Raw genomic sequence first — 23,249 nt, forward strand, 5'->3', positions numbered from 1 at the left:
CACACCGCAGTGCACGTAGAGGCATCGGCGGCCATATGCCGAGAACGATGGAGGACACCATGTCACCCCGGCTCGACGCATCGCATACCCAGAGGGCTGCGTCGACACCCTCTCTGGAAGACACGCAGGACGAGCTCGCCCACGAGCTGCCCGACGGGCTTGAGGGACTTCCGGAGATACCCCCCTACGACGAGGTGGGGCCGGTAGACGCACGGGCCCTGTCCAAGACACTCTTCGAGCGGCTGGAGTCCCTTGAAGAGGGCACGTACGAATATTCGTACGTACGCAACACCCTGGTCGAACTCAACCTCGCCCTCGTGAAGTTCGCCGCCTCCCGGTTCCGCTCCCGCAGCGAGCCCATGGAGGACATCATCCAGGTCGGCACGATCGGCCTGATCAAGGCGATCGACCGGTTCGAGCTCAGCCGCGGCGTCGAGTTCCCCACCTTCGCGATGCCGACGATCATCGGTGAGATCAAGCGCTTCTTCCGCGACACGAGTTGGTCCGTGCGCGTCCCGCGTCGGCTTCAGGAGCTGCGCCTGGACCTGGCGAAGGCCGGCGACGAACTCGCCCAGAAGCTCGATCGCGCTCCGACGGTGGGAGAGCTGGCGGAGCGCCTGGGCCTCTCCAACGACGAGGTCGTGGAGGGCATGGCGGCGTCCAACGCGTACACCGCCTCGTCACTGGACGCACAGCCGGAGGAGGACGACTCCGAGGGCGCGCTGGCGGACCGGATCGGCTACGAGGACCACGGGCTCGAAGGCATCGAGTACGTCGAGTCGTTGAAGCCGCTGATCGCCGAACTCCCGCCGCGCGACCGGAAGATCCTGTCACTGCGCTTCGTCGCCAACATGACGCAGTCCGAGATCGGGGACGAACTCGGCATCTCCCAGATGCACGTGTCCCGGCTCCTGTCCCGCACGCTCGGGCGATTGCGGAAGGGCCTGACCGTCGAGGAGTGAGCCCCCGCGCCCGTGGCCCGCGCCCGGTGCTCCGACTTCGGTCGGGCATCGGGCGTTTGTCGTAGGACGGCTCCCACTCCCCTGGCGGCTCGGGCGCTCCACGCCCACGGCGCTACGGCTCACACCACCCGTACGCCCCTCCGCCACACCCCCGACACCAGCGGCACCCCCGGCCGGTAGGCGAGGTGGACGTGGCTCGGCGCGTCCAGGAGGGCCAGGTCGGCGTACGCGCCCGGCGTCAGCCGGCCGATGTCGTCACGCCGGAGCGCCGCCGCTCCGCCCGCCGTCGCCGACCACACCGCCTCGTCCGGGGTCATCCTCATGTCCCGTACGGCGAGGGCGACGCAGAAGGGGACGGACGACGTGAAGGACGAACCCGGGTTGCAGTCCGTCGACAGGGCGACCGTGACACCCGCGTCGAGGAGGCGGCGGGCGTCGGGCCATTCGGCGCGGGTGGAGAACTCGGCGCCGGGGAGGAGGGTGGCGACGGTCGAACTGTTCGCCAGGGCGTCGATGTCCGCGTCCGTCAGGTGCGTGCAGTGGTCGGCGCTGGCCGCGTCGAGTTCGACCGCCAACTGCACACCGGGGCCGTAGGACAGCTGGTTGGCGTGGACGCGTGGGTGCAGGCCCTTCGCCTTGCCTGCGGTGAGGATGGCGCGTGCCTGGTCGCCGTCGAAGGCGCCCCGCTCGCAGAAGACGTCGATCCAGCGGGCGTACGGGGCGCAGGCGTCGAGCATCTCTCCGGTGACCAGGGCCACGTACGCGGCCGGGTCGTCGGCGTGGTCGGGCGGCACGATGTGGGCGCCGAGGTAGGTGACCTCGTCGGTGTGGCGGGCGGCGATACGCAGGGCTCGGGCCTCGTCGGCGACGGTGAGGCCGTAGCCGGACTTGGTCTCGAAGGTGGTGGTGCCCTGGCGGAGGGCCTCGGCGAGGTAGCGGGTGAGGTTGGCCTCCAGCTCCGCGTCCGTCGCCGCGCGGGTCGCCTCCACCGTCGTACGGATGCCGCCGGCGCTGTAGGGGCGGCCCGACATGCGGGCGTTGAACTCCTGGGTGCGGTCGCCCGCGAAGACGAGGTGGGAGTGGGAGTCCACGAAGCCGGGGATCACCGCGCGGCCCTCGGCGTCGACCCGGTTGTCAGTGGCGGGTGCTTTGCTTGATTCACCGGTCCACGCGACGCGGTCGCCGTCGATGACGACGGCCGCGTCCTGGATCAGCCCAAGGGGGGATCCGTCACCTAGAGAGGGGTCGTTGGTGACCAGGGCGGCGATGTTGGTGATGACGGTGCTGGCGGTGCTCGCCGACTGGGCGGGGCTGGCGGTGCTCGGGCTGCTCATGGCGTCCTTGGTGGCCTGGTCTGCGGTGGGGTCGGGGGAGGGTGGCTCCGGTGGCCGTGGGCCGGTGATCAGTCGCGCAGGGCTTCGACGGCTGCTGCCAGCGCCGACGGCACGTCCGGCACAAGGGTGTGCACCCCGTCGCGTACGACGTGCCGTCCGCCCACGACCGTATGGCGCACATCCGCTGCCGACGCGGCGAATACGGCCGTCTCGGCAGCGAGTCGCGGCGACGGCCCGGCTGTCCTGACCGAGTCGAGCGCGACCGTCGTGAAGTCGGCGAGCGCGCCGGGCTCCAGGGCGCCCGCGTCGTCCCAGCCGAGGGCCGCGTGGCCGTCGGCCGAGGCCGCCCGCAGGAGGGCCGCCGCCGTCCAGTGACCGCGTGTGCGGGTGCGCAGCCGCTCGTTCAGCTCCATCGCGCGGGCCTCTTCGAGGAGGTCGATCACGGCGTGGCTGTCGGAGCCGAGGGAGAGCGGAGAGCCCGCCCGTTGCAGGGCGGCGGCGGGTCCGATGCCGTCGGCGAGGTCGCGTTCGGTGGTGGGACACATGCAGGTGCCGGTGGAGGTGGAGCCGATCAGGGAGATGTCCTGGTCGGTGAGGTGGGTGTTGTGCACGCCCGTCGTACGCGGCCCGAGGACACCGTGCTCGGCGAGGAGCTGGGTCGGTGTGCACCCGTGCGCGGCGAGGCAGGCGTCGTTCTCCGCCGTCTGCTCGGACAGGTGCACATGCAGCGGGGCCCGCCGCTCCTCGGCCCACCGCGCCACGGCCGCCAACTGCCCTGCGGGCACGGCCCGTACGGAGTGGACGGCGGCACCGATCCGCAGGTGATCCCGTTCCTTGAGAAGTGAAGAGCGTTCCGCCCATGCCTCCGCCGTGCCGTCGGAGAAGCGGAGCTGGTGCTGGTTGGGCGGCTGTCCGAAGCCGGAGGACAGGTACGCGGTGTCGAGGAGGGTGATCCGGATGCCGGCTTCGGCGGCGGCCGTGATGAGCGCCTCGCCCATGGCGTTGGGGTCGGCGTAGGGGGTGCCGCCGGGGGCGTGGTGCAGGTAGTGGAACTCGCCGACGACCGTGATGCCGGCGAGGGCCATCTCGGCGTAGGTCGCCCGTGCGAGGGCGTGGTACGTCTCGGGGGTCAGCCGGTCAGCCACGCCGTACATGACCTCGCGCCAGGTCCAGAAGGTGCCGGTCCCGACCTGGACGGCGCCGCGCAGGGCGCGGTGGAAGGCGTGGCTGTGGGCGTTGGCGAGCCCGGGAAGGGTGAGCCCGCGCAGCGCCTCGGCGCCGGGCGGCAGGGCTCCCGTGTCCTGCCGCACGGCGGTGATGCGTCCGTCCGCGACGTCGACGGCCACGCCCGCCGCGACGTGGTCGCCCATCCAGGCGTGCTCCAGCCAGTACGTAGTCCGCGTCACCTGCAGGCCAGCCCTTCCAGTACGTCGGCGAGTGCGGTCACCCCGGCCACGCAGTCGTCCTCGGCGGCGTGCTCGGCCGGGGAGTGCGAGACGCCCGTGGGATTGCGCACGAACAGCATGGCGGTCGGGATGCTTCCGGACAGGATCCCTGCGTCGTGTCCGGCACCGGTGCCGAGGACCGGGACCTTGAGCCCGGGGTCCGTGTCCTTGCCGAGGATGCGGGCCAGTTCGTCGCGCAGGGCGTGGTCGAACTCGACGACGGGCGTGAAGGACTCACGGACGATGTCGAGGTCGACGCCGTGGGCTTCGGCGTACGCGCGGGCGGCCTTCTCGATGCCGCCGACGACGGTGTCGAGTCTCTCCTGGTCGGCGGCGCGGGAGTCGAGCCAGCCGCGCACCAGCGAGGGGATGGCGTTGACGCCGTTCGGCTCGACGACGATCTTGCCGAAGGTGGCGACGGCACCGGCGAGTTCGGCCTCGCGGCGGGCGGCGAGCACGGTCTCGGCGTACGACAGCATCGGGTCGCGCCGGTCGGCGAGCCGAGTGGTGCCCGCGTGGTTGGCCTCGCCCCGGAAGTCGAACCGCCACCGTCCGTGCGGCCAGATGGCGCCGGCGATGCCGACCCGGTCGCCGGACAGGTCGAGCGCGCGTCCCTGCTCGACATGGAGTTCGACGAAGGCGCCGATGCGGGCGAGCCGTTCGGGGTCGGCGCCGATGGTGTCGGGGTCGTACCCGGCGGCTTCCATGGCGCGTGGCAGGGTGATCCCGTCGCCGTCGGTGAGCCGGTGGGCCTGCTCGACGGTGAGCTGCCCGGCGGTGAGCCGCGAGCCGACGCAGGCGAGCCCGAACCGGGCGCCCTCCTCGTCGCCGAAGTTGACGATGGCGAGGGGCTTGGTGAACCGCGCGTTCCTGCTCCGCAGTTCATCGAGGGCGGCGAAGGAGGAGACGACGCCGAGGGGCCCGTCGAAGGCGCCGCCGTCGGGTACGGAGTCGAGGTGTGACCCGGTGACGACGGCGTTCCCGGCGGCTGGGTCCCCGAGCCACGCCCACTGGTTGCCGTTCCGGTCGACCTCGTAGGTGAGCCCACGGGCCTCGGCCTGCTCCTGGAACCAGGTCCGGCAGTCGGCGTCGGCACCGGTCCAGGCGTAGCGGCGGTAGCCGCCGGAGGCGGAGTCGCGGCCGATCGGCAGCAACTCCGCCCACATGCTGTGGAAGGTCACGCGTCGTCACCCTCACGCATCGGCACCCGGACCCCGCGCTCGTCCGCCACCGACTCGGCGATGTCGTACCCGGCGTCCACGTGCCGGATGACGCCCATGCCCGGGTCGTTGGTCAGCACCCGCCGGATCTTCTCCCCGCCGAGCTTCGTGCCGTCGGCCACCGTCACCTGGCCGGCGTGGATGGACCGTCCCATGCCGACGCCGCCGCCGTGGTGGAGGGAAACCCAGGACGCGCCCGAAGCGACGTTGACCATGGCGTTGAGCAGCGGCCAGTCGGCGATGGCGTCGGAGCCGTCGAGCATGGCCTCGGTCTCGCGGTACGGCGAGGCCACCGACCCGCAGTCGAGATGGTCCCGCCCGATGGCCAGCGGGGCGGCCAGCTCACCGCTCGCGACCATGTCGTTGAAGCGCTCGCCCGCGCGGTCCCGTTCCCCGTATCCCAGCCAGCAGATGCGCGCGGGAAGGCCCTGGAAGTGGACGCGCTCCCCGGCCATCTTGATCCAGCGGGCGAGGGACTCGTTCTCCGGGAAGAGGTCCAGGATCGCCCGGTCGGTCTTCGCGATGTCCGACGCCTCACCGGACAGGGCCGCCCAGCGGAAGGGGCCCTTGCCCTCGCAGAACAGCGGCCGGATGTAGGCGGGCACGAAGCCGGGGAAGGCGAACGCCCGCTCGTACCCGGCGAGTTGGGCCTCCCCACGGATGGAGTTGCCGTAGTCGAAGACCTCGGCGCCGGCGTCCATGAAGCCGACCATGGCCTCGACGTGCCGGGCCATCGACTCGCGGGCACGGGTGGTGAAGCCGGCCGGGTCCTTGGCCGCGTAGGAGGCCATGTCGTCGAAGTCGACGCCCAGCGGCAGGTAGGCCAGCGGGTCGTGCGCGGAGGTCTGGTCGGTGACGATGTCGATGGGCGCGCCCTCGGCGAGCATGCGCGGCAGCAGCTCCGCCGCGTTGCCGAGCAGCCCGATGGACAGCGGGCGGCGGGCGTCGCGGGCCTCGACGGCGAGCTGGAGGGCGTGCTCCAGGGAGTCGGCCTTCACGTCCAGGTAGCGGTGCTCGATGCGGCGCTCGATGGCGCGCGGGTCGCAGTCGATGCAGAGCGCGACGCCGTCGTTCATCGTCACGGCGAGCGGCTGGGCGCCGCCCATGCCGCCGAGCCCGGCGGTCAGGGTGATCGTCCCGGCGAGCGATCCGCCGAACCGCTTGGCGGCCACGGCGGCGAAGGTCTCGTAGGTGCCCTGGAGGATGCCCTGGGTGCCGATGTAGATCCACGAACCGGCGGTCATCTGCCCGTACATGGTGAGGCCGAGCTGTTCCAGCCGTCGGAACTCCTCCCAGTTGGCCCAGTCGCCCACCAGGTTGGAGTTGGCGATCAGGACGCGCGGCGCCCACTCGTGGGTCTGCATGACGCCGACGGGACGGCCCGACTGCACGAGCATGGTCTCGTCCTGCTTCAGGGTCCGCAGCGTCCGCACCATCGCGTCGAAGGAGCGCCAGTCACGGGCGGCCTTCCCGGTGCCGCCGTACACGACGAGCTTGTCGGGGTGCTCGGCGACCTCGGGGTCGAGGTTGTTCTGCAGCATGCGCAGCGCGGCTTCCTGCTGCCAGCCCAGGGCGCTTCGTTCCGTACCGCGCGGGGCTCGTACGGGTCGGGGTCCTGACACGGTCTGCCTCCTGGCGGTCTGGCGGGCCACGGCTGCTGCTTCGCGCTGCATCACCATGTTGCATTACTTATTCACATCCTGAACCACTGAATAGAGCTAGTCAATACAGCTCTACGTCAGCGAGGACGCGCCGCGGATGTTTGGGTGGACACACGGGACGCATCAGCACGCACGAAGACCACGCACGAAGAACGCGCACGGACACGACAACGGGGGCCACCATGGGGGACATGGAGCACGAGTTCGCACACGGCTCCGACGAGGGGCGCGCCGCACGCGGGGCCGACGCCACCGACGGGGAGCGGGCCGCACGGCGGGACGAGGCGATCCGCGCCGCCGTGGAGCGGGGACTGCTGGGGCCCGGCAGCCCCGTCGTCGGGCTCCTCGACGTGGCGGGCATCCGGACCTCGGCGGCGGCGCTGCGGGCGGCGTTCGACGCCGTGACCGCACCGGGCACGCCGGTCCTGCACGCCTTCGCGGTGAAGGCCACACCCCTCGTGCCCGTACTGCGTCTGCTGAACGAGGAGGGCATCGGCGCGGAGGTGGCCAGTCCCGGCGAACTGGCACTCGCGCGGGCGGCGGGCATCGCCCCGGCCCGGACGGTGCTCGACTCCCCGGCCAAGACCCCGGCCGAACTGCGCGAGGCGCTGGCCCTGGGCATCGCGGTCAACGCGGACAACCCCCAGGAACTCGACCGCATCGACGCCCTCGTCCACTCGGCGCCCACCCGCTCCCCCATCGGCATCCGGGTCAACCCGCAGGTCGGCGGCGGCACCATCGGCGCGACGTCCACCGCCACGGCCACGTCGAAGTTCGGGGTGGCCCTCCAGGACGAGGGCGCCCGGGAGTGGGTCGTCCGCGTCTGCACGGAGCGCCCCTGGCTGACCCGGCTGCACGCGCACACCGGCTCCCAGGGCGTCCCGCTCTCCCTGATGGCGCGAGGCGTGGAGGAGACGTACGCGCTCGCCGAGGAGATCAACCGACGCCTCGGGCGGCACCAGATCGACACGATCGACATCGGTGGCGGCCTGCCGGTCAACTTCGCCTCGGACGCCACGACCCCGACGTACGCGCAGTACGCCCGTCTGCTCTCCGAGGCCGTACCGGGACTGTTCGACGGGCGGTACGGGCTGGTCACCGAGTTCGGGCGGTCACTGCTCGCCAAGCACGGCACGGTCGTGGCGCGCGTGGAGTACGCGAAACGCGCGGGGGGCCGTCCCATCGCGATCACCCACGCCGGGGTCCAGGTGGCGACCCGCACGGTCTACGCCCCGGCCTCCTGGCCCCTGCGCATCGCCGCCTACGACCCGAAGGGGCGCCCCAAGGAGGGGCCCTCCGTCGTCCAGGACATCGCCGGCCCGGCCTGTTTCTCCGGCGACCTCCTGGCCGAGGGCCAGACCCTGCCCCTCCTCGACCAGGGTGACTACGCGGCCGCCCTGGACACGGGCGCGTACTACTTCGCCCACCACTACGCCTACAACTCCCTCCCCCGCCCCGCGATCCACGGCTTCGCCCCGGCCGAGCGGGGAGAGATCCGCTTCGCCCTCGTACGGGAGGCGCAGACCCCGGCGGAGATCGTCGCCGAGTCGGGCGGCGACCACCCGACGGGCCTCCTGGACCTGTAGGAAACGCGGCCCCCAGGGTTCCCCAGGCCCTGTCGGCCCAGGCACCGGCGCACGCGGCGCCGCGTGCTTCAACACGTGCGTCCCAGGGCGCCGAGTTGACGCTCCGCGCCAACAGGCGGGCCACCGGCGTCCGGACTCATCACCGCAGCTCAACGCCCATATCTCCGCACAGGCGTCAACAGCACCCGAATCAGGGGACAACCGACCCACGTTAGCCACTCGGGCGCATGTTCCACTGGAAAATGCCAGAACTCTCACTCCTGGAGCACACGTTGCGTAGCTTCGTGCTCACTGAGCCGTACCCGAGGCGGGAGGGGAGCCACGGTGCCCGGAATCGACGAGTGTCTGGTGGAAGCCATGCGTCTGCCCGGTGCCCTGGGCGCCGCGGTGGTCGACTGGACCAGTGGCCTGGCGCTGGGCACGGTCGGCGAGGCACCCGGCGGCGACCACGAGACGACCGCGGCCGAAGCGGCGGAGCTGGCCCGTATCGCCGCCGAACACCGCGCGTTCGCACCGGAGGGGGGCGCCGGCTGGGACGGCGAGGACCCACCCGTCGAAGACCTCATCGTCAGCAACCGCGACACGTACCACGTCCTCCGCTTCGTCCGGACGACGTTCGACAGCAGCGTCTTCCTCCACCTCTGGCTCTCCCGCGCCGACGGCAACCTCGCCCTCGCCCGCATCCGCCTCGGTGAGATGGCCGGACGGCTGGTGCTGGGATGACCCTGGTCAGATCACCGCGCACGCTCCCGCCCCGGCTGCCCGTACGCCACCGGCCGGTCGGCGGTCCCGCCCTGTCGCCCATGCTCCAGCGGCTCGCCGCCGAGCGAGCCACCGGGGTGCTGCTCCGCGAGCGCGGCACGCTCTACCTCTGTGATGGCCAGGTCGTGCACGCCGAGAGTCCCGAGACCCCGGGCCTCGACGTGCTCCTCACCACCGGCGGCGGCCTGGACGCGGAGGGGTGGCGGGAGGCGGTCGCCCAGGCGGGAGAGCGACGGCGGGTCGGCCGGTACCTGGTCGACAGCGGCCGGGTCGCCGAGGGCGCGCTGGAGCTGTGCCACACGGGGGCGCTGTTCGACGCGGCGTTCTTCGTGCTCGGCCCGTCCAGCGCGCCCGCCCGTTTCCGGTACGGGGACGCGCACTGGCTCGGCGCGGTGCGCCCCGTACCGGTGGCCGCGCTGGAACGCGAGACCGTGCGCCGCCGCGCACTGCTGCACCGCATCTGGCCCGACCCGGCGACGGACAGCGCACCGCTGATACGGGCCGACCGCCGCGCCGAGCCACCGGTCCCGGCCCGCCAGGAGGCCGTCCTCGGCCAGGTGGACGGGGTGCGCACGGCCGCGGACATCTCCCGGGCCCTGGGCCGCCCGGCCTTCCACACCCTGGTCGACCTGCGCAGGCTCGCCGCCGCCGGCATCGTCACGACGGCACCGCCCGCCCCCCGTCGGCACCACCCGGACCGGATGCCCCCGGCGCATCCGTCCCCCCACCCCGACCCCGTGTCCGCCCTGCTCGCCCCGTCCCCGGCGGACCCCGATGTCGCCTTGCTGCGTCGGCTCCGAGACGCCCTGGAGGCCCTGTGATCCGCGCGCTTCGACAGCGTGCCGAGAGGAGACTGCTCATGGCAGCGGAGGCCGAAGTCCTCGACGAACTCCGACGGCTGCGTGCCCGTGTGCCCCAGCTGACCGGCGCGCTCGCGGCCAGCGTCGACGGCCTGGTCCTCGCCCAGGACACCCCCGGCGTGGAACCGGAGGGCGTGGCCGCGCTCACCGCCGCCCTCCTGGGCGTGGCCGTACGGATGACGGACGCCACCGGCCAGGGCGACTTCCGTGAGCTGCTGGTCCGCGGGGCGCAGGGCTACGTGGCGACGTACGCGGCGGGCTCCGCCGCCGTGCTGACGCTGCTGGCCGAGGACCGGGTCAACGTAGGCCGGCTGCACCTGGAGGGCCGCCGCGCCGGTACCCGGATCGGCGAACTGGTCGACGCCGTGGCGGCCCGCGCCGAACCACCCCCGCGCACCACGTCCAACCCGAAGTCCACCCCGACGTCCGCACCCACATCCGCGCCGGCATCCGCACGGACATCCGCGCCCAACACCACCGCCATTCCGGCCCCGCCCCCTGTGCCTCCCTCTGTGCCTCCCCCTGTGTCTCCTTCTGGGCCTCCTTCTGGGCCTCCCCCCACCTCCCTCCCCACCCGGACCCGAACCACCCGGACCGTGCGGGCCACCGCCCGCCCGGCTCCCCCCACCACAACCACCAGCGAAAGTTGAAAGGACCCGGCACACCATGGCCAACACCGAGACCGCGTTGAAAGAGGCCCTCTCTTCCATCGAGGGCGCGACCGGCGCCGCCCTCGTCGACTACACCAGCGGCATGGCGCTGGGCACGATCGGCGGCAGCAAGAGCTTCGACCTCACCGTCGCGGCGGCCGGCAACACCGACGTCGTACGCGCCAAGCTGCGCACCATGGAGCACCTGGGCCTGAAGGGTGAGATAGAGGACATCCTGATCACCCTGAGCGACCAGTACCACCTGATCCGTCTGCTCACCGGGCGCGGCGGCAACGGCCTCTTCCTCTACCTCGTCCTCGACTCCAAGCGGGCCAACCTGGCGATGGCCCGGCACCAGCTGAAGAAGATCGAGAGGGACCTGGAGGTCTGAGGGCCCGCTGACGGATCCCCCGCGGCGGCGCGGCCCCACCCGGGGACGCGCCGCCCGACAGCCGCCTAACAGCCTCGCATCAGCCGCCCATCAGCCACCCATCAGCCGCACACCACCCGAATGCCGCACCCCACCCGCCAAAACCTCTGGTGAAGCTCTGAGAATCCCCGGGTCGCGCATCCATGGCCGGGCGGCCGGGCAGAACTCCCCCGGACAGATCACCGATCGGGGGAGGTTCTCTTGTCCACCACCGAAACGACCACGGGGGCATCGACTCCCGCCCAAGAACCAGGTCTCAAACGCGTCCTCGGCCCCAAGCTGCTGATCCTCTTCGTGATCGGCGACATCCTCGGAACCGGGATCTACGCGACCACCGGCAAGGTCGCCGGGAAGGTCGGGGGCGCGCTGTGGCTGCCGTTCGTCATCGGGTTCGTCGTGGCGATCCTGACGGCGGCCTCGTACGTCGAGCTGGTCGGCAAGTATCCGAAGGCGGCGGGCGCGGCCCTCTACACGCAGAAGGCCTTCAAGCTGCCGTTCCTGACCTTCATCGTCGCGTTCATGGTGATGTGCTCGGGCCTGTCGTCCGCGAGCGCGGCGGCGCGTGCGTTCAGCGGTGACTACCTCGGCGAACTGACGAACGGCGCGCTGCCGCCGACTCTCATCGCGATCCTTTTCATCGTCCTCCTCGCCGCCCTGAACCTGCGGGGCGTCTCGGAGTCGGTCAAGACGAACGTCGTCCTGACCCTCGTCGAGCTCACCGGCCTGCTGATCATCCTCGCGATCGGCGCGTGGGCCGTCGTGACCGGCGACGGCGAACCGTCCCGCCTGACCGAGTTCGAGGCGAGCGGCACGGGGTACGCCCTGATCACGGGTGTGCTGGGCGCCACGGCCCTCGGATTCTTCGCGTTCGTGGGCTTCGAGGACTCGGTGAACATGGCGGAGGAGACGAAGGACCCGAACAGGACGTTCCCGCGAGCGATCTTCATCGGTGTGGCGGTCACGGGGACGATCTACGTCCTGGTCGCGCTGGTCTCGTCCCTTCTCGTCGACCACAAGACGCTGGAAGGGTCGAGCGGCCCCCTCCTTGAGGTCGTCAAGGCGGGCGGCGTGGACTTCCCGCACAAACTCTTCGCCCTGATCGCGCTGTTCGCGGTGACGAACTCGGCGCTCATCAACATCATGATGGCGTCCCGCCTGTGCTACGGCATGGCCAACGAGCGCATCCTGCCGCGCGGCATGGCCCGCGTCCTGCCCCACCGCCGCACACCGGTCGTCGGTATCGTGTTCGTCACCCTGCTGGCCATCGGCCTGGTGTCCACGGGCGAGATCGAGGGCCTCGGCGACACCACCGCCTTCCTCCTCCTCTGCGTCTTCGCCGTGGTCAACGTCGCGGTCCTGGTCCTGCGCCGCGACCGGGTGGACCACGCCCACTTCCGCACCCCCACGGTCCTCCCGGTCCTGGGCGCCATCACGGCCCTGATCCTCGCCAGCCCCCTCGCCGACCGCCCGGCCGACGTCTACATCCGCGCCGGCGTGCTCCTGGCCATCGGCATCGGCCTGTGGGCGGTGAACAAGCTGGTCCTCAGGGTGCGCGAGGAGTCCTGAGAGCGGTCGCTACAGGGCGAGCACCGTGTCACTGCACTTGTAGTCGGACGTTTTCGACGCCACTTGGATGATCCACAGGCCCGGTTCCGTCTGGAGCAGGGCCCGGAACTCGCCGTCGCCGCAGCGCTCCATCGGCACCTCCGCGACGATGCGGCCATCCTCCGTCAGCCGTTGGACCACCAGCTTCCTGGCGGCATCGGTGCGGGTGGCCCGTACCTCGAATTCCTCTCCCGCCGAAACGGTGTCCGGCAGTTCGATCCCCGTCTCGTCGTCATCGGCCAGCTCCCGCAGCAGGGGTTGACCGTCACACACCCTGCGCATCTGCCTCATGACCGGCCCGGCGTCGAACAGGTACGTGTGCCGGTAGCCGTACCACAGCGTCCGGGTCTTCTCGTCCATCGCCGGCGGTTCGGCCGAGCGCTTCGGAACGGTGCCGTCGCCGAACCAGTCCGCGGCTTCCCACGGGCTGTCCGAGGAGCGGTCGAGGTAGGTGAGCGGTCGGCCCTGGCCGTGACGCACCCCGTAGGTGGTGGGGTGCCTGGCACCGCCCACGACGACCAGTTCGTACGACGGGGCGCCCGCCTCCTCGTTCTTTTCCATGGCCGTGTTGATGTTGTCCGCGAACCGGGACGCGTCCTCCACCATCCCGGACGAGACCCCGTCGATCGGCATGACGACCTCAAGGGGTACCCGCCCGAAGATGTCGTTCTCCACGGCGTCGTACGTGGGCAGGAGCTGACCCATCGACGGGTACGTGGAGCACACGTCACGAATCAGCGAGCGCCACGGCCGGTAAAGGCCGGACGCATGGCCCGTCAGCATCCTCATCGTCTTGACGCTGCCCTGGTACGGGGTGCCCAGAGTGACGACCGACCTGGCCACTTCCCGCCCTCCGCAGGCTTCCAGGTAGTAGCGGACGACCAGGCCTCCCATGGAGCGGCACAGGAAAACCACCTTGGCGTTCCGAGCCGCCTCCGGGTAATGCCGCGGATCGGCGGTCTCCTGCCAGCGGGAGAGATGTCTCTCGACGAACGTCTTCAGCTTCTGCGCGGAGTTGCGGTTGCTCAGCCGCCAGTCGTAGGTGAACACGGCCAGGCGTCGAGGATCGATTCCCAGCCGCTTCGCCAGATTGCCGTGCCCGGCATGGCCTCCGAGGTCGGGCAACTGTCTCAGCGTCCTGATCGGCTCGCCCACCTCAAGCGCGTAGCGGTCCTCCGGCTCCCCGTCACCGATTCCGCTCTGCAGCCGGAGCCGTTCCACGGCTGCGGCCGGGTCCGCGAGTCCACGCAAAGCCTGGAAGCTGATGTCCCATACGTCGACACCATCTCTGGTGAGAGTGGTGCCCATGATGCCCGGCACCACCACGACGAGATCATGCTTCACGGAGTGTCCCCCTCGCTTCCTTCGGGAGAGGCGATCCGCTGCTGCGGAAACCCCTCCGGCCTCCACCACCGCTCGATGTCCTTCGTGCGGAGCAGCACCTGGTCGCAGCGCATGCCCGCGTCCTCCGTCCCCTGAATCAGAAGCGTGGTGCCCCTGTCGTCATGGACGGAGGCCACGTCAGCGACGGGATAACCACGGGATTCGAGGGGCGGCAGATCCCGCCGGCCCACCAGGTCCCGCAGCATCAGCCGACCGGAGTCCCTGCCCCAGCTCACCAGGACCAGCCGTTCCGGCGGCCCCGCCAACGCCAGCCCCTGGACCTCCACGCCACCGGGGGGCCGGATCCTCTTGTGCAGGGGACGCCCGTTCAGCCACTCGACGACGTGCACCCATCTCCGCCCGGCATAGGCGGCCAGGGGTACCTGAACGGTGCCGCGTCGCACCAGTCCGGTGACAGCGGCCCGGATCACGTCGTCGTCGCCCCCGTAGGGTCTGGCGCCTGGGTCGGTCAGGTCCCAGACGCGGATGGCGGAGCCTCCCCAGGCGGCAAGCCGGACGGCGTCTCCGGGGCCGTCCACGACGGCAACTCGCTGCACGGCTGCGGCGCCTTGCAGGTACCTGACTGCCCGGCCGTCGTTCTGCCACTCCGCGTGCGCGCCGGCCGGCCGCTCCCAGCACCGCACGGCCTGCCTCTGCGGCCAGTACAGACTGATCCGTCCGTCGCTCCCGGCGCGCAGCGCGACCGAGAGCACCGCATCGTCGCCGGCCCCCTCCAGCGTGAGCCGGTCGCGGTACCTTTCCCGCAGGTCCGTGCCGAGTGTCCATGCCATCGCCTGTCTACGGCCGACGGCGACCACGAGCCACCCTTGCTCCGTCCACACCGCGGACAGCGCCTTCACCGGGTACTGATGCTCCAGTACGGGACCGTCGACGACCCGTCCGCTCGACGTGTGCCGGCTGACCAGGACGGCCCGGCCCTGTGATCTGACCACCAGAAAGGTGCCGTCCCGGCTGGGCACCGCCTGCACGAGGGGGTTGCCGTCCGCGGTCAACGACCGATCCACCAGCCCGCGCCCGGATCCCGTGTCGTCCGGTGCATGCGGGTTCCAGACCCTGACCCGTGTGTCGTCGGCCACTGCCAGGCGCCCGGAGCCGGACGGGTCGAAGGCGAGTGAGCCATGCTCGTGGTCGCAGGGCAGCGGCACCTGCTCCACTCCGTCAGCCGACCAGATGCGGATCTGCCTGTCCTCTTGGACGGCCACCACAAGGCCGGAGGGCCGTCGGCCCAGCGCCAGCGACCTGGCCGCGCTTTTCCGGCTGAACAGCAGATCGCATCGGTCTTCGTGCACGTCGTCCATCGTCCAGACCCGCAGCATCTGCCCGTCCAGCGCGGCGATCACCGCTCCTCTGCCCTCGTCCGACGCGAGGGCGCCGACCGCCTCGATCCACTGGGCGCCTTCCCACAGACGCATCAGGACCGTCGGCTGGGGCTCCTTGCCGGTGAGCTTCCACAAGGTGAGTCCTCCGGGACCCCCGGTCACCGCGAGGAGGTCGTCTTCGAGCGGCAGCAGCGCGGCTCGCCGGACGCCGCCGATCCTTCGCAGCCTGACCTTCTCCCGTGCGTACGGGGCACCGCTGTCCCAGTCCCACAGCCACATCTGCTCGCCCTCCACGGCGGCCAGACAGGCCCTCCCCTCCCAGTGGGCCACCTCCACGGACTTGACGGTGCCGCCCCAGAACAGCTCCTCCGACGGATGGCGTTCGTCGCCCCGCCACACCCGCACCGCCAGGTTGTCGTGCGAGGCGACCACCCGCCGGTCCCCCGCGCCGGCGGCGGCCACCCCGCCCTGACGAGGAGACACGCCGCGGGCTGTCGCCTCCCGACCGCGCACCTCACGGCCGCTCCACGTCCACGACTTGATCTCCCCTTCGCCCGCCGCGTGAATGAGACCGTCCCCGTCGCGTTCCCAGTGGACCGCCATGGCCCCGCCTGCGGGTGCCGGCCAGATCCGCTGCAACGGAAGGCGGTCCGCGCTGCTCCACAGGTCGTCCCAGAAGACCTCCCGTACGCGGGGAACGCGCTTGAACTCCTTCGCCGGGAACATCACCAGGGCCGTGGCTCTCAGCACCGCCCACCGTCTGGTGATCAGCACCTCGCGGCTCACCTCCGCACGGGTACGGAACTGATCGGCGACCCTCAGATACAGCGCGGCGTGCGGATTGTCGGACGCCCGGGCCGCGACCAGCGGTTCCAGTACCTCGGGTGAGGAGTGCACCAGGAAGTGGTGGTCGGCGACGAGCTCCTCCAGCACCTCGTCCCCCGCCAGGGCGGCGTGCGCGGCGAGGTACTGCGACACATAGGGTGCGACGTCCGCCCACCCGTTCCCGGAGGGAGGTGTCAGTGCCCGGTACACCAGGGCGTGCAAGTGCCGCTCGTCCCGGCCGGCCAGCAGGTGGCCGCCGAAGCTCGGGTGATGGAGCCGGTACACCGGTTCGCCGAACTCCTCGTCCGCGGTCACGACCACTCCGGCGGCCTGCCTCGTGAAGCGTCTCAGGTCCTCCTCGGTGTACTGCTCCTTCGCATCGCGCGTCGCGTTCGCCATGGCCAGCCAGATCGCCGAAGGCGGGAGACCGATTCCCTGGGCCAGTGCCAGGGGCCGCATGAGATCCCTGATCCGGGTGGGTTTCTCCGGGTCCAGATGCTGTAGTTCTTCGTCGAGCAGCGCGTCGAGGACCGCCGACTCCTGCCGGAGTTCCGCATCGAGCCGGTCCGCGTCCGGCAGTACGTCCAGCCTCGCCAGACGCCGGGCCCACAGAGTCGCGACAAGGAAGAGGCCGTTGCTGTGCGCCGCGACACGTCGTGCGGCAGCCGCTCGTCTCTCGTACCCCTCCGGTGTCCTGGGAGAGGAAGGCAACTGGCCCAGAAGGTTCTCGACGTGCCGCGCGAGGTCCTGCTCGGTCTCGATGAGCCGGTCCAGTTCCATCCGCCGGTCGCCCTTCAGCACGTCGACCAGGGTTTCCTCGGGCATGTCTCCCGGGAGCACACGCCGGGCGTTCGTCCGGGTGGCCACCACCACCTTCACCCTGGGCAGCGCGGCCAGCCGGTTGAGCAGTTCCCTGGCCATCCGGAACGAGTGTCCGACCGCGGCCTCGTCCAGGCCGTCGAACATCAGGGTGAGCGTTCCCTTGCGGGCAGCGAGCCCGGAGATCTCTTTGACGTAGGTGGCCGCCTCCCCGGGCACCACCGTCGCCCGGTCAAGTCCTAATCGTTCCAGCCTGGCGGCGAGTTCCTCGCACAGCGAGGTCAGGGTCCGGCCCCGGCAGTGAACCGCTGCGTGCACCGAGTGGAGTTCGGGCTGGATCTGCGGAAGCCGGTCCGCCGGAAGCGACGCGGCGAACTTCTTGGTCGTCAGGTGTGCGACATAGTTCAGCAGAGTCGACTTGCCCGATCCCGACGCCCCGGTCACCACGAACATCCCGGTGCTTCGGATGTTCATCCAGGTCACCAGGGACCCGAGGGCGCCGTTACGGGAGGAGAAGTCACGCAGTCGCCAGGTCTCCCCGGCGCCGGAGAACAGGGGGATGAGTTCGCTCCTGAGCTCTTCCCCGATCCAGGACTCGTCGTCCTCGTGCCTCGTCGCGGGGCGCACCCGGTCCGAGCAGTACGGGTTGACCAGGAAGAGCGGACGCAGCGGACGGACCACTTCGATCTTGGGTGCCTGTCCTCGCATACGGGCGGCGACCGCCCGATGCAGGTAGTCGAGCGGTACGTCGGGCTGTTCCCGTGCGAAGAGCCGGTGCTGGTTCTCCTCCAGTTCCGGCGTGTCCAGCACCTGTTCCAGGCAGTCCACCCACCGTGTTTCGGTGGCGCGCTCATCGGCGCCCGCCGTGGCGACGACGACCAGTCCCCCTGCGGGGTCGTCCCCCACTTCCTTCTTCCTCGCTGCCTTGACCTGGGCCTCGACCGCTTCCAGAGCCTGCCCGGAGAAACACGCGTCGAGCACCAGCCAGGTGTCGGTGAAGTCGTTGCCCATCCAGGCGGCAAGCTCCCGCGCCGATACCGCCCGCGAAGGGTCCAGATGACCGTCGACGTAGCTGTCCTCACAGGCAAGGTAAAAGACGTCCCCGTGCTGGTGCCCGTGTCCGGTCCAGTAGAGGATCTTGCGACTGGCCTGCTGGTTCCGCAGTTTCGTCACGAGGCCGCGGATCTGCTCGCGCCCGGCGGTCACCGGGCCTTCGTCGTCCGTGTTGCTGGCCACACCGATCGGCTGTGCTCCGAAGCCCAGCCGCTTGGCCTGCTCCACGAACGTGGCCGCCGCTCCTCGGAGATACTCCCGGTTCCTGCCGAGCCCGATGTTCCCTCGGTATCTGTCCACCACAACCGTGGCCACCATGCCGTCATGCTGGATGTCTTCCACCCGAACTCTTCCCTCCCGAGAGCTCAGTCGGCACAACCATGCCCACACCGCGGAACGACGTGCGCGAACCTGACGTTTCACCATCCGGTCGTACGCGGAGAAACATACTGGACGCACACCAAGGGGGTTTGATGGATCAACGAGACAGGTTCGTCATCGGCAGCCTGATCACGGACTGCCATATTTTCGAGGGCGACGGCACCCGTCCCATCCTGGAGGAGAACGTACGGATCATCTACGAACCCGGGCGGCGCCGGGTCAAGCTGCCGGCCGAGGTGCAGCGATGGCGCCGGGACATCGAAGCCGAGCAGCAGCGCAAGCAGGCCGCCGGTGAGCGCTTCGCCTGGAACAACCCCCGGTTCGCCGTGGAGAACATCATCGTCTCGCGGTCCAACGAGACCGAGGAGCCACTGATCCAGCTCAGTCTGTGCGACGCCGACTATTACGACTTCCTGGCCACCTCGATCAACCTGGACACGCCTCTGCGTGAAGGCGAGGCGGCAACTCTGCGTTCGCAGTACCTGGAGAACAGGGATCCGGTGGAAGCCCCCGCCTTCCTCTCGTGCAGCTTCGGGGTGAACGTGGCGGTGGAGACGGGACCCGATCGAAAGATGGTCTTCGCGCGTCGAAGTGTTGTTGTCGAGGGCCACAACAAGGAACGCTGGAACTCCTCGGTCAACGAGGGGCTGGCAGCGATCCACGACGTCCCCGAGGACGGCTCGCCGATCAGTCTGCACTCCGTGGCACGCCGCGCACTGCGTGAAGAGCTCGCCGTCCAGGACGACGACAAGGTCGAGCTGGAACTTCTTGCCTTCGCCCTCGACGTCCGCAACCACCAGTGGGCGGCGTTCTACCGAGCCGTTCTCACCGATCTGACCGCCGAGGACCTCACCGCCCGCCGAAGCCGGGGGGTGGAGGACAAATGGGAGCACGACAAGTTCGCGTTCGTGCCCGCGGATCCGGACAGCGTGCTCGACTTCGTCCTCGCTCCCGGCCGTAACTGGACTCCGTGCGCCCCGGCTCTCTTCTACCTGGCCCTGGTCCGGGGGGCGGTCCTCGCACGTCAGGGAAACCCGTCCGGACGACTGGACATCGAGGCCGCCGAGCGCAGGGCGATGAAACGCCTCAAGCAGGCGACACTCACCGCGTAGGACTCCGCCGCCGCTGCGCCGACAGCACCCGGGTCAGAAGATGTTGCGTTCCCTGTGCTGTTGGCGCAGCTTGAGGAATCTGGTCCGCACCTGGTCCGTGGCCATACCGTCCTCGGCCTGCATTCTCAGGTCCGCCAGCGCGTCCCGGGACTCCATGAAGCCCCGCCACTTCTGCTGGGGCTTCAGCCAGGTGTCGATCGCGGTCAAAATGGCGACGACCAGGGCCAGGGCCGGCACCCATTTCGTCAACCAGCTCCCGTGGCCGCCGTTCAGGTTCTGGTCGGCGGCCACCACCGCCGTGGCCGCGATCAGAAGGATCCGGCTCAGGTAGTAGGTCACCCCGTAGTTCAACGTCGCGACACGCCAGCGCCGCATCTCGCGGTCCATCTCCCGCGCGAGGACCTCCGTCAGTTGCCCAGTCGACTCACTGCTTCCCGTAGCGATGCTCTCCGGCACGTTCTCGGCCACAGTCCCCCCCTTACAAGCTCTGCCCCTGCGTGAACACAACCAGTGTGGCCGACCTTTGATCTCTTCGGGATTGACTTTGTTCTCAAGAGGGTTGAGCCCCGCACGGAGTCACGGCCGGCCGGAGGGTACCCGGGCCCGGCCGGCCACCGCCCGCCGCCCGCCTCCGGGCGCCGCATCCCCCGCGGCCACGCCCGTGGAGCGGTACGCCTTCACCCGCTTGCCCGCAGGGCCACCGCCCCGCGCCGACAGCCAGTCGACCCGAATCCACAGCAGTTCATCGGCGCCCCGCTCCACGCGACCGATCCGCCCGGCCTTGAGCCGAAGCCCCGCTCCGGCCCCGGCCAGCAGCATCCCGCCCGCAGCCGGCACCGCGAACGCACTCCCCAGCGCCGCCAGAAAGCCCAGCACCAGCCACCACCGGTGCCCGCGCCGCCAGTTCCGTACGGTCACCCGCCGGTCCTGGAGCACGTCCTGCTTACCGGCCCGGACGGCACCGCGGGCAAGCTCCCCGTACCGCTTGCGCCGCGCCCCGCCCACCACGGCGGCCGTCACCAGGAACAGCGCGGCCCCGGCCATGACCCCGATGCGCCGCCCCGTCAGCCCCGGAACCAGCACACCGATACCCGCCGCGACCACCCCGAGCCACCACAACGGCGCGGCCCCGGCCCTCACCACGACGGCCACCCGCGCCAGCCCCTGCCCTCCGCGCGTCACGTCCTGCCTCCTCGGCTCCTCACGTCGTACGACTGCCGAGAGCACGCTAGCCAGCGAAGCTGAGACCTGTCTGAGAAACGCTCACCCGCCTGTGAGAACCGCTCACTCCACGAACAGCCCCCGAGCCGCGGCCCGCGTGTCGAACTCCTCCAACCGCGCCTGAGCCCCCGGCAGGTCGTCGCACATCGCCTCCAGCAACACCCGCCCCAGCAGCATCGGCGCACACGCCGTGTCGAAGGCGAGGCCCGTGCCCACGGCGGCGGGCAGCAGCAGATCCGAGACCTTGGCCACGGGCGCGAAGGGCGAGTCCGCCACCGTCACCACCGTCAGCCCGGACTGCTTGGCATACGTCAGCCCGTCCACGACCTCCCGCGGATGCCGCGGCAGCGCGAAGCACAGCAGCGCGCTCGCCCCGGCCGACACCGCCGCGTCGATCCGGTCGTGCAGCATGGTGCCGCCCTCGTTCAGCAGCCGTACATCCGGGTGGACCTTGGCGGCGAAGTACGAGAAGCCGTACGCCTGGGACGCGGCCGCCCGCAGCCCGAGCACGAGCAGGGGACGCGACGCCGCCAGCAGCCGCCCGGCCCGCTCCACCGGCCGCGGGTCCGCGAGCAGCTCCGCCAGGTGCCGCAGGTTCTCGATCTCGGCCTCGACGGCCTGCTGGTACTCGTTGTACGACGCCGTGTCCGCGGCCGGCTCCGCGGGGGCGACCTCACGCAGGTGCCGCCGCAGCGCCGGGTACCCGTCGAAGCCGAGGGCCACCGCGAACCGCGTGACGGAGGGCTGGCTGACCCCGGCCAGTTCTGCCAGCTCCACGCTGGACAGGAACGGCACGTCCGCGGCCCGCCGCACCATGCTGTGCGCGATGCGCCGCTGTGTGGGCGTCAGCCGGTGCCCCTCGAAGAGCGCCTGAAGGCGCGCCGCAGGGCTGTCGGTCACGCTCATGGCGTGCTTCCCCTCCCAAAGTCCTGACGAACGCCCTGATCACTGTCGTGACGAACGTCCTGATCCAGCTGGTCCTCGCGGGCATTCGTCCAGATCTCGGCATCCGTCCAGATGTCCGTGAACCGGTCGAGCAGTGCGGCCGCCGCGCCCACGTCGTCCGTGAGCGGCCGGTCGGCCTGGTCCGCGTCGAGGACCGCCTCGGCCAGCTCCAGCGCCCTCCCGGCCGGCAGCCCCGGATCGGGCCGCAGGTCGCGCTGGCGCAGGGCCCGCACGGCGGCGACGAGTTCGCAGCCGACGACGAGGCGGTACGCATCGCACGCCCGCAGCGTCTGACGAGCGGCCAGCGACGCGAAGCTGGCCTGCTCCTCGACGCCTCGGGAGAGTACAGCGTGGCCCAGCGACGCGGGCGCCGAGAAGGCCCGCAGATCGCCGAGGGCGGCTCCGGCGGCGTACTCCAGGATCATCACACCCGAGGAGGCGGGCTCCTGGTCGGCGAGGAAGGGGCGCAACCGGGTGTAGGCGGGCTCGTTCAGGGTCGACAGGCGGGAGGTCGACAACCGGGCCACCTGGGTGACCGCGAGCCTGAAGTGGTCCAGGGCCAGGGCGAGCTGGGCCTGGTAGAAGCCGCCGTGGTGGTACGCGGCCATGTCGTCCGGGCAGATCAGGGGGTTCTCGGCGGCGGCGTTGATCTCCACCTCCAGCACCCGTTCCAGAGCGTCCGCCGCGTCGAGCGCGGGCCCGTGTATCTGCGGCACGCAGCGGAAGCCGTACGGGTCCTGGATCCGGCCCAGCGGTGGCGTAGGCCGGTCGTCGGCGCCGATCAACTCCCGCATGCGCCGGGCAACTTCGCGCGACCCCGGGTGCGGGCGGGCCTCGTGCACGGGAGCCGCGTACGCCTCGTGCGACCCGTCGACGGCGAGCAGCGAGAGCGCGGCGACGACCTGTGTGGCGGCGAGCAGGCCGCGCAACTCGTGCAGCGCCAGGGCGGACTGACCGAGAGTGAGGGCGTTGCTGCTGATCAGGGCGAGGGCGTCGTTGTTGTCGAGCGGCTGGGGCTCGGGGCCGCGCGTCCCGCGCCAGGGGTGTTCCCCGGCCAGCGCGAGCCCCACCTGGGCGAGTGCCGCGATGTCGCCGGTGCCCACCGACCCGAACTCGTTCACCACGGGGTACGCCCCGCTCTCCAACGCCTCGCACAGCGCGGTGACCACGCTGGGCCGCAGCCCGGCTCCACCGGCGAGCAGCTGGTTGGCCCGTACGGCGAGCATGGCCCGCACCTGCCGCGCGGGCAGCTCCGCCCCGATGGCTCCCGCGTGGCTGCGCAGCAGACGCAGCCCGTGCCCGGCGGCGGCCTCGGTCGGCACGTCCTCGGTCCGGTTCGCGCCCACGCCGGTGGAGCGGCCGTACACCCTGCCGGTCGCCGCGATCTGCCGGGCCGCGTCCCAGGACTCCTCCATGCGCTTGATCGCGTCCGCGTCGGGCACGGGCCGCGCGGCCCCGCCGGCGAGCCGTACGACGTCCTCGACGCCGGCGCGACGTCCGTCGAGCACCACGATGCCGGCCGACACGACACCCGGGGCGTCCACGATTCGAGACGACATCACACCCAAACTCCCCTCAAACCGGACACGGAATCTTGCCGACCGGCCATTCGTAACCAGCGATTTACGCTCGACCGTTGACAACCCATTCAGACA

18 protein-coding genes are annotated in these 23,249 nt (G+C 70.8%); 8 read left to right on the forward strand and 10 right to left on the reverse strand.

Features of this window, described 5'->3' with window-relative positions; genetic code table 11:
* Nucleotides 1-59: 59 nt before the first annotated feature.
* The gene (locus IE262_RS20665) at nucleotides 60-962 is read left to right on the forward strand and encodes an RNA polymerase sigma factor SigF (RefSeq protein ID WP_134038930.1); all 903 of its coding nucleotides are present in this window, start codon (nucleotides 60-62) and stop codon (nucleotides 960-962) included.
* A 119-nt stretch (nucleotides 963-1,081) separates the two neighbouring features.
* On the opposite strand, the gene hutI is transcribed toward IE262_RS20665, so the two are convergent.
* The 4 genes from hutI to hutU all read right to left on the reverse strand — a co-directional run bounded on the left by hutI (nucleotide 1,082) and on the right by hutU (nucleotide 6,583).
* Complete coding sequence (gene hutI, locus IE262_RS20670) at nucleotides 1,082-2,296, reverse strand: imidazolonepropionase (RefSeq protein ID WP_229877369.1); 1,215 nt, start codon at nucleotides 2,294-2,296, stop codon at nucleotides 1,082-1,084.
* Between the two features lie 68 nt (nucleotides 2,297-2,364).
* Nucleotides 2,365-3,702, reverse strand: a complete 1,338-nt coding sequence (locus IE262_RS20675) for a formimidoylglutamate deiminase (protein ID WP_189875504.1) — start codon at nucleotides 3,700-3,702, stop codon at nucleotides 2,365-2,367.
* Nucleotides 3,699-4,922, reverse strand: a complete 1,224-nt coding sequence (locus IE262_RS20680; RefSeq protein WP_189875506.1) for an allantoate amidohydrolase — start codon at nucleotides 4,920-4,922, stop codon at nucleotides 3,699-3,701. Before IE262_RS20680 ends, IE262_RS20675 begins: the two co-directional genes overlap by 4 nt.
* Complete coding sequence (gene hutU / locus IE262_RS20685; RefSeq protein WP_189875508.1) at nucleotides 4,919-6,583, reverse strand: urocanate hydratase; 1,665 nt, start codon at nucleotides 6,581-6,583, stop codon at nucleotides 4,919-4,921. Before hutU ends, IE262_RS20680 begins: the two co-directional genes overlap by 4 nt.
* Before the next feature lie 230 nt (nucleotides 6,584-6,813).
* Between hutU and IE262_RS20690 the strand changes: the two genes are divergently transcribed.
* The 6 genes from IE262_RS20690 (at nucleotide 6,814) to IE262_RS20715 (ending at nucleotide 12,476) form a co-directional block, all read left to right on the forward strand.
* A complete protein-coding gene (locus IE262_RS20690) occupies nucleotides 6,814-8,208 on the forward strand; it encodes a type III PLP-dependent enzyme domain-containing protein (protein WP_189875510.1) in 1,395 nt (464 codons plus the stop codon).
* A gap of 324 nt (nucleotides 8,209-8,532) precedes the next feature.
* Nucleotides 8,533-8,931, forward strand: coding sequence for a hypothetical protein (locus IE262_RS20695; RefSeq protein WP_189875512.1), 399 nt, complete (start codon nucleotides 8,533-8,535; stop codon nucleotides 8,929-8,931).
* An 80-nt stretch (nucleotides 8,932-9,011) separates the two neighbouring features.
* Nucleotides 9,012-9,791, forward strand: coding sequence for a transcriptional regulator (locus IE262_RS20700; protein WP_373305095.1), 780 nt, complete (start codon nucleotides 9,012-9,014; stop codon nucleotides 9,789-9,791).
* 38 nt (nucleotides 9,792-9,829) lie between these two features.
* Nucleotides 9,830-10,480, forward strand: coding sequence for a roadblock/LC7 domain-containing protein (locus IE262_RS20705; protein ID WP_189875514.1), 651 nt, complete (start codon nucleotides 9,830-9,832; stop codon nucleotides 10,478-10,480).
* Between the two features lie 16 nt (nucleotides 10,481-10,496).
* Nucleotides 10,497-10,871 carry a roadblock/LC7 domain-containing protein gene (locus IE262_RS20710; protein ID WP_134038922.1) on the forward strand — a complete coding sequence of 125 codons (375 nt, stop codon included), beginning with the start codon at nucleotides 10,497-10,499 and terminating at the stop codon, nucleotides 10,869-10,871.
* Between the two features lie 240 nt (nucleotides 10,872-11,111).
* Complete coding sequence (locus tag IE262_RS20715) at nucleotides 11,112-12,476, forward strand: APC family permease (RefSeq protein ID WP_189875516.1); 1,365 nt, start codon at nucleotides 11,112-11,114, stop codon at nucleotides 12,474-12,476.
* Nucleotides 12,477-12,485: 9 nt separating this feature from the next.
* On the opposite strand, the gene IE262_RS20720 is transcribed toward IE262_RS20715, so the two are convergent.
* Both IE262_RS20720 and IE262_RS20725 read right to left on the reverse strand, forming a co-directional pair.
* Nucleotides 12,486-13,859 (reverse strand): lipase family alpha/beta hydrolase, encoded by a 1,374-nt coding sequence (locus IE262_RS20720; RefSeq protein ID WP_134038920.1) that lies wholly within the window; start codon nucleotides 13,857-13,859, stop codon nucleotides 12,486-12,488.
* On the reverse strand, nucleotides 13,856-18,253 hold the full coding sequence (locus IE262_RS20725; RefSeq protein ID WP_189875518.1) for an NACHT domain-containing protein: 4,398 nt from the start codon (nucleotides 18,251-18,253) through the stop codon (nucleotides 13,856-13,858). The genes IE262_RS20720 and IE262_RS20725 overlap by 4 nt, the downstream gene beginning before the upstream one ends.
* Nucleotides 18,254-18,408: 155 nt before the next feature.
* Between IE262_RS20725 and IE262_RS20730 the strand changes: the two genes are divergently transcribed.
* Complete coding sequence (locus IE262_RS20730) at nucleotides 18,409-19,428, forward strand: translation initiation factor 2 (RefSeq protein WP_189875520.1); 1,020 nt, start codon at nucleotides 18,409-18,411, stop codon at nucleotides 19,426-19,428.
* A 33-nt stretch (nucleotides 19,429-19,461) separates the two neighbouring features.
* On the opposite strand, the gene IE262_RS20735 is transcribed toward IE262_RS20730, so the two are convergent.
* The 4 genes from IE262_RS20735 to IE262_RS20750 all read right to left on the reverse strand — a co-directional run bounded on the left by IE262_RS20735 (nucleotide 19,462) and on the right by IE262_RS20750 (nucleotide 23,153).
* Nucleotides 19,462-19,896 carry a DUF4231 domain-containing protein gene (locus tag IE262_RS20735; RefSeq protein WP_229877370.1) on the reverse strand — a complete coding sequence of 145 codons (435 nt, stop codon included), beginning with the start codon at nucleotides 19,894-19,896 and terminating at the stop codon, nucleotides 19,462-19,464.
* 108 nt (nucleotides 19,897-20,004) lie between these two features.
* Nucleotides 20,005-20,610 (reverse strand): hypothetical protein, encoded by a 606-nt coding sequence (locus IE262_RS20740; protein ID WP_189875522.1) that lies wholly within the window; start codon nucleotides 20,608-20,610, stop codon nucleotides 20,005-20,007.
* 102 nt (nucleotides 20,611-20,712) lie between these two features.
* Nucleotides 20,713-21,555 carry a MurR/RpiR family transcriptional regulator gene (locus tag IE262_RS20745; protein ID WP_189875524.1) on the reverse strand — a complete coding sequence of 281 codons (843 nt, stop codon included), beginning with the start codon at nucleotides 21,553-21,555 and terminating at the stop codon, nucleotides 20,713-20,715.
* Nucleotides 21,552-23,153: an aromatic amino acid ammonia-lyase gene (locus IE262_RS20750; RefSeq protein WP_229877371.1), complete on the reverse strand. Its 1,602-nt coding sequence runs from the start codon at nucleotides 23,151-23,153 to the stop codon at nucleotides 21,552-21,554. The genes IE262_RS20745 and IE262_RS20750 overlap by 4 nt, the downstream gene beginning before the upstream one ends.
* Nucleotides 23,154-23,249: the final 96 nt, after the last annotated feature.

This window comes from Streptomyces bluensis (genome assembly GCF_014650715.1).
GTDB classification, from domain to species: domain Bacteria; phylum Actinomycetota; class Actinomycetes; order Streptomycetales; family Streptomycetaceae; genus Streptomyces; species Streptomyces bluensis.

Coding starts and splice junctions, on each gene's coding strand:
- IE262_RS20730 (WP_189875520.1), top strand. CDS start 18,409: ATGGATCAACGAGACAGGTTCGTCATCGGCAGCCTGATCACGGACTGC.
- hutI (WP_229877369.1), bottom strand. CDS start 2,296: ATGAGCAGCCCGAGCACCGCCAGCCCCGCCCAGTCGGCGAGCACCGCC.
- IE262_RS20725 (WP_189875518.1), bottom strand. CDS start 18,253: ATGGTGGCCACGGTTGTGGTGGACAGATACCGAGGGAACATCGGGCTC.
- IE262_RS20750 (WP_229877371.1), bottom strand. CDS start 23,153: ATGTCGTCTCGAATCGTGGACGCCCCGGGTGTCGTGTCGGCCGGCATC.
- IE262_RS20745 (WP_189875524.1), bottom strand. CDS start 21,555: ATGAGCGTGACCGACAGCCCTGCGGCGCGCCTTCAGGCGCTCTTCGAG.
- IE262_RS20665 (WP_134038930.1), top strand. CDS start 60: ATGTCACCCCGGCTCGACGCATCGCATACCCAGAGGGCTGCGTCGACA.
- IE262_RS20705 (WP_189875514.1), top strand. CDS start 9,830: ATGGCAGCGGAGGCCGAAGTCCTCGACGAACTCCGACGGCTGCGTGCC.
- IE262_RS20700 (WP_373305095.1), top strand. CDS start 9,012: ATGCTCCAGCGGCTCGCCGCCGAGCGAGCCACCGGGGTGCTGCTCCGC.
- IE262_RS20710 (WP_134038922.1), top strand. CDS start 10,497: ATGGCCAACACCGAGACCGCGTTGAAAGAGGCCCTCTCTTCCATCGAG.
- IE262_RS20690 (WP_189875510.1), top strand. CDS start 6,814: ATGGAGCACGAGTTCGCACACGGCTCCGACGAGGGGCGCGCCGCACGC.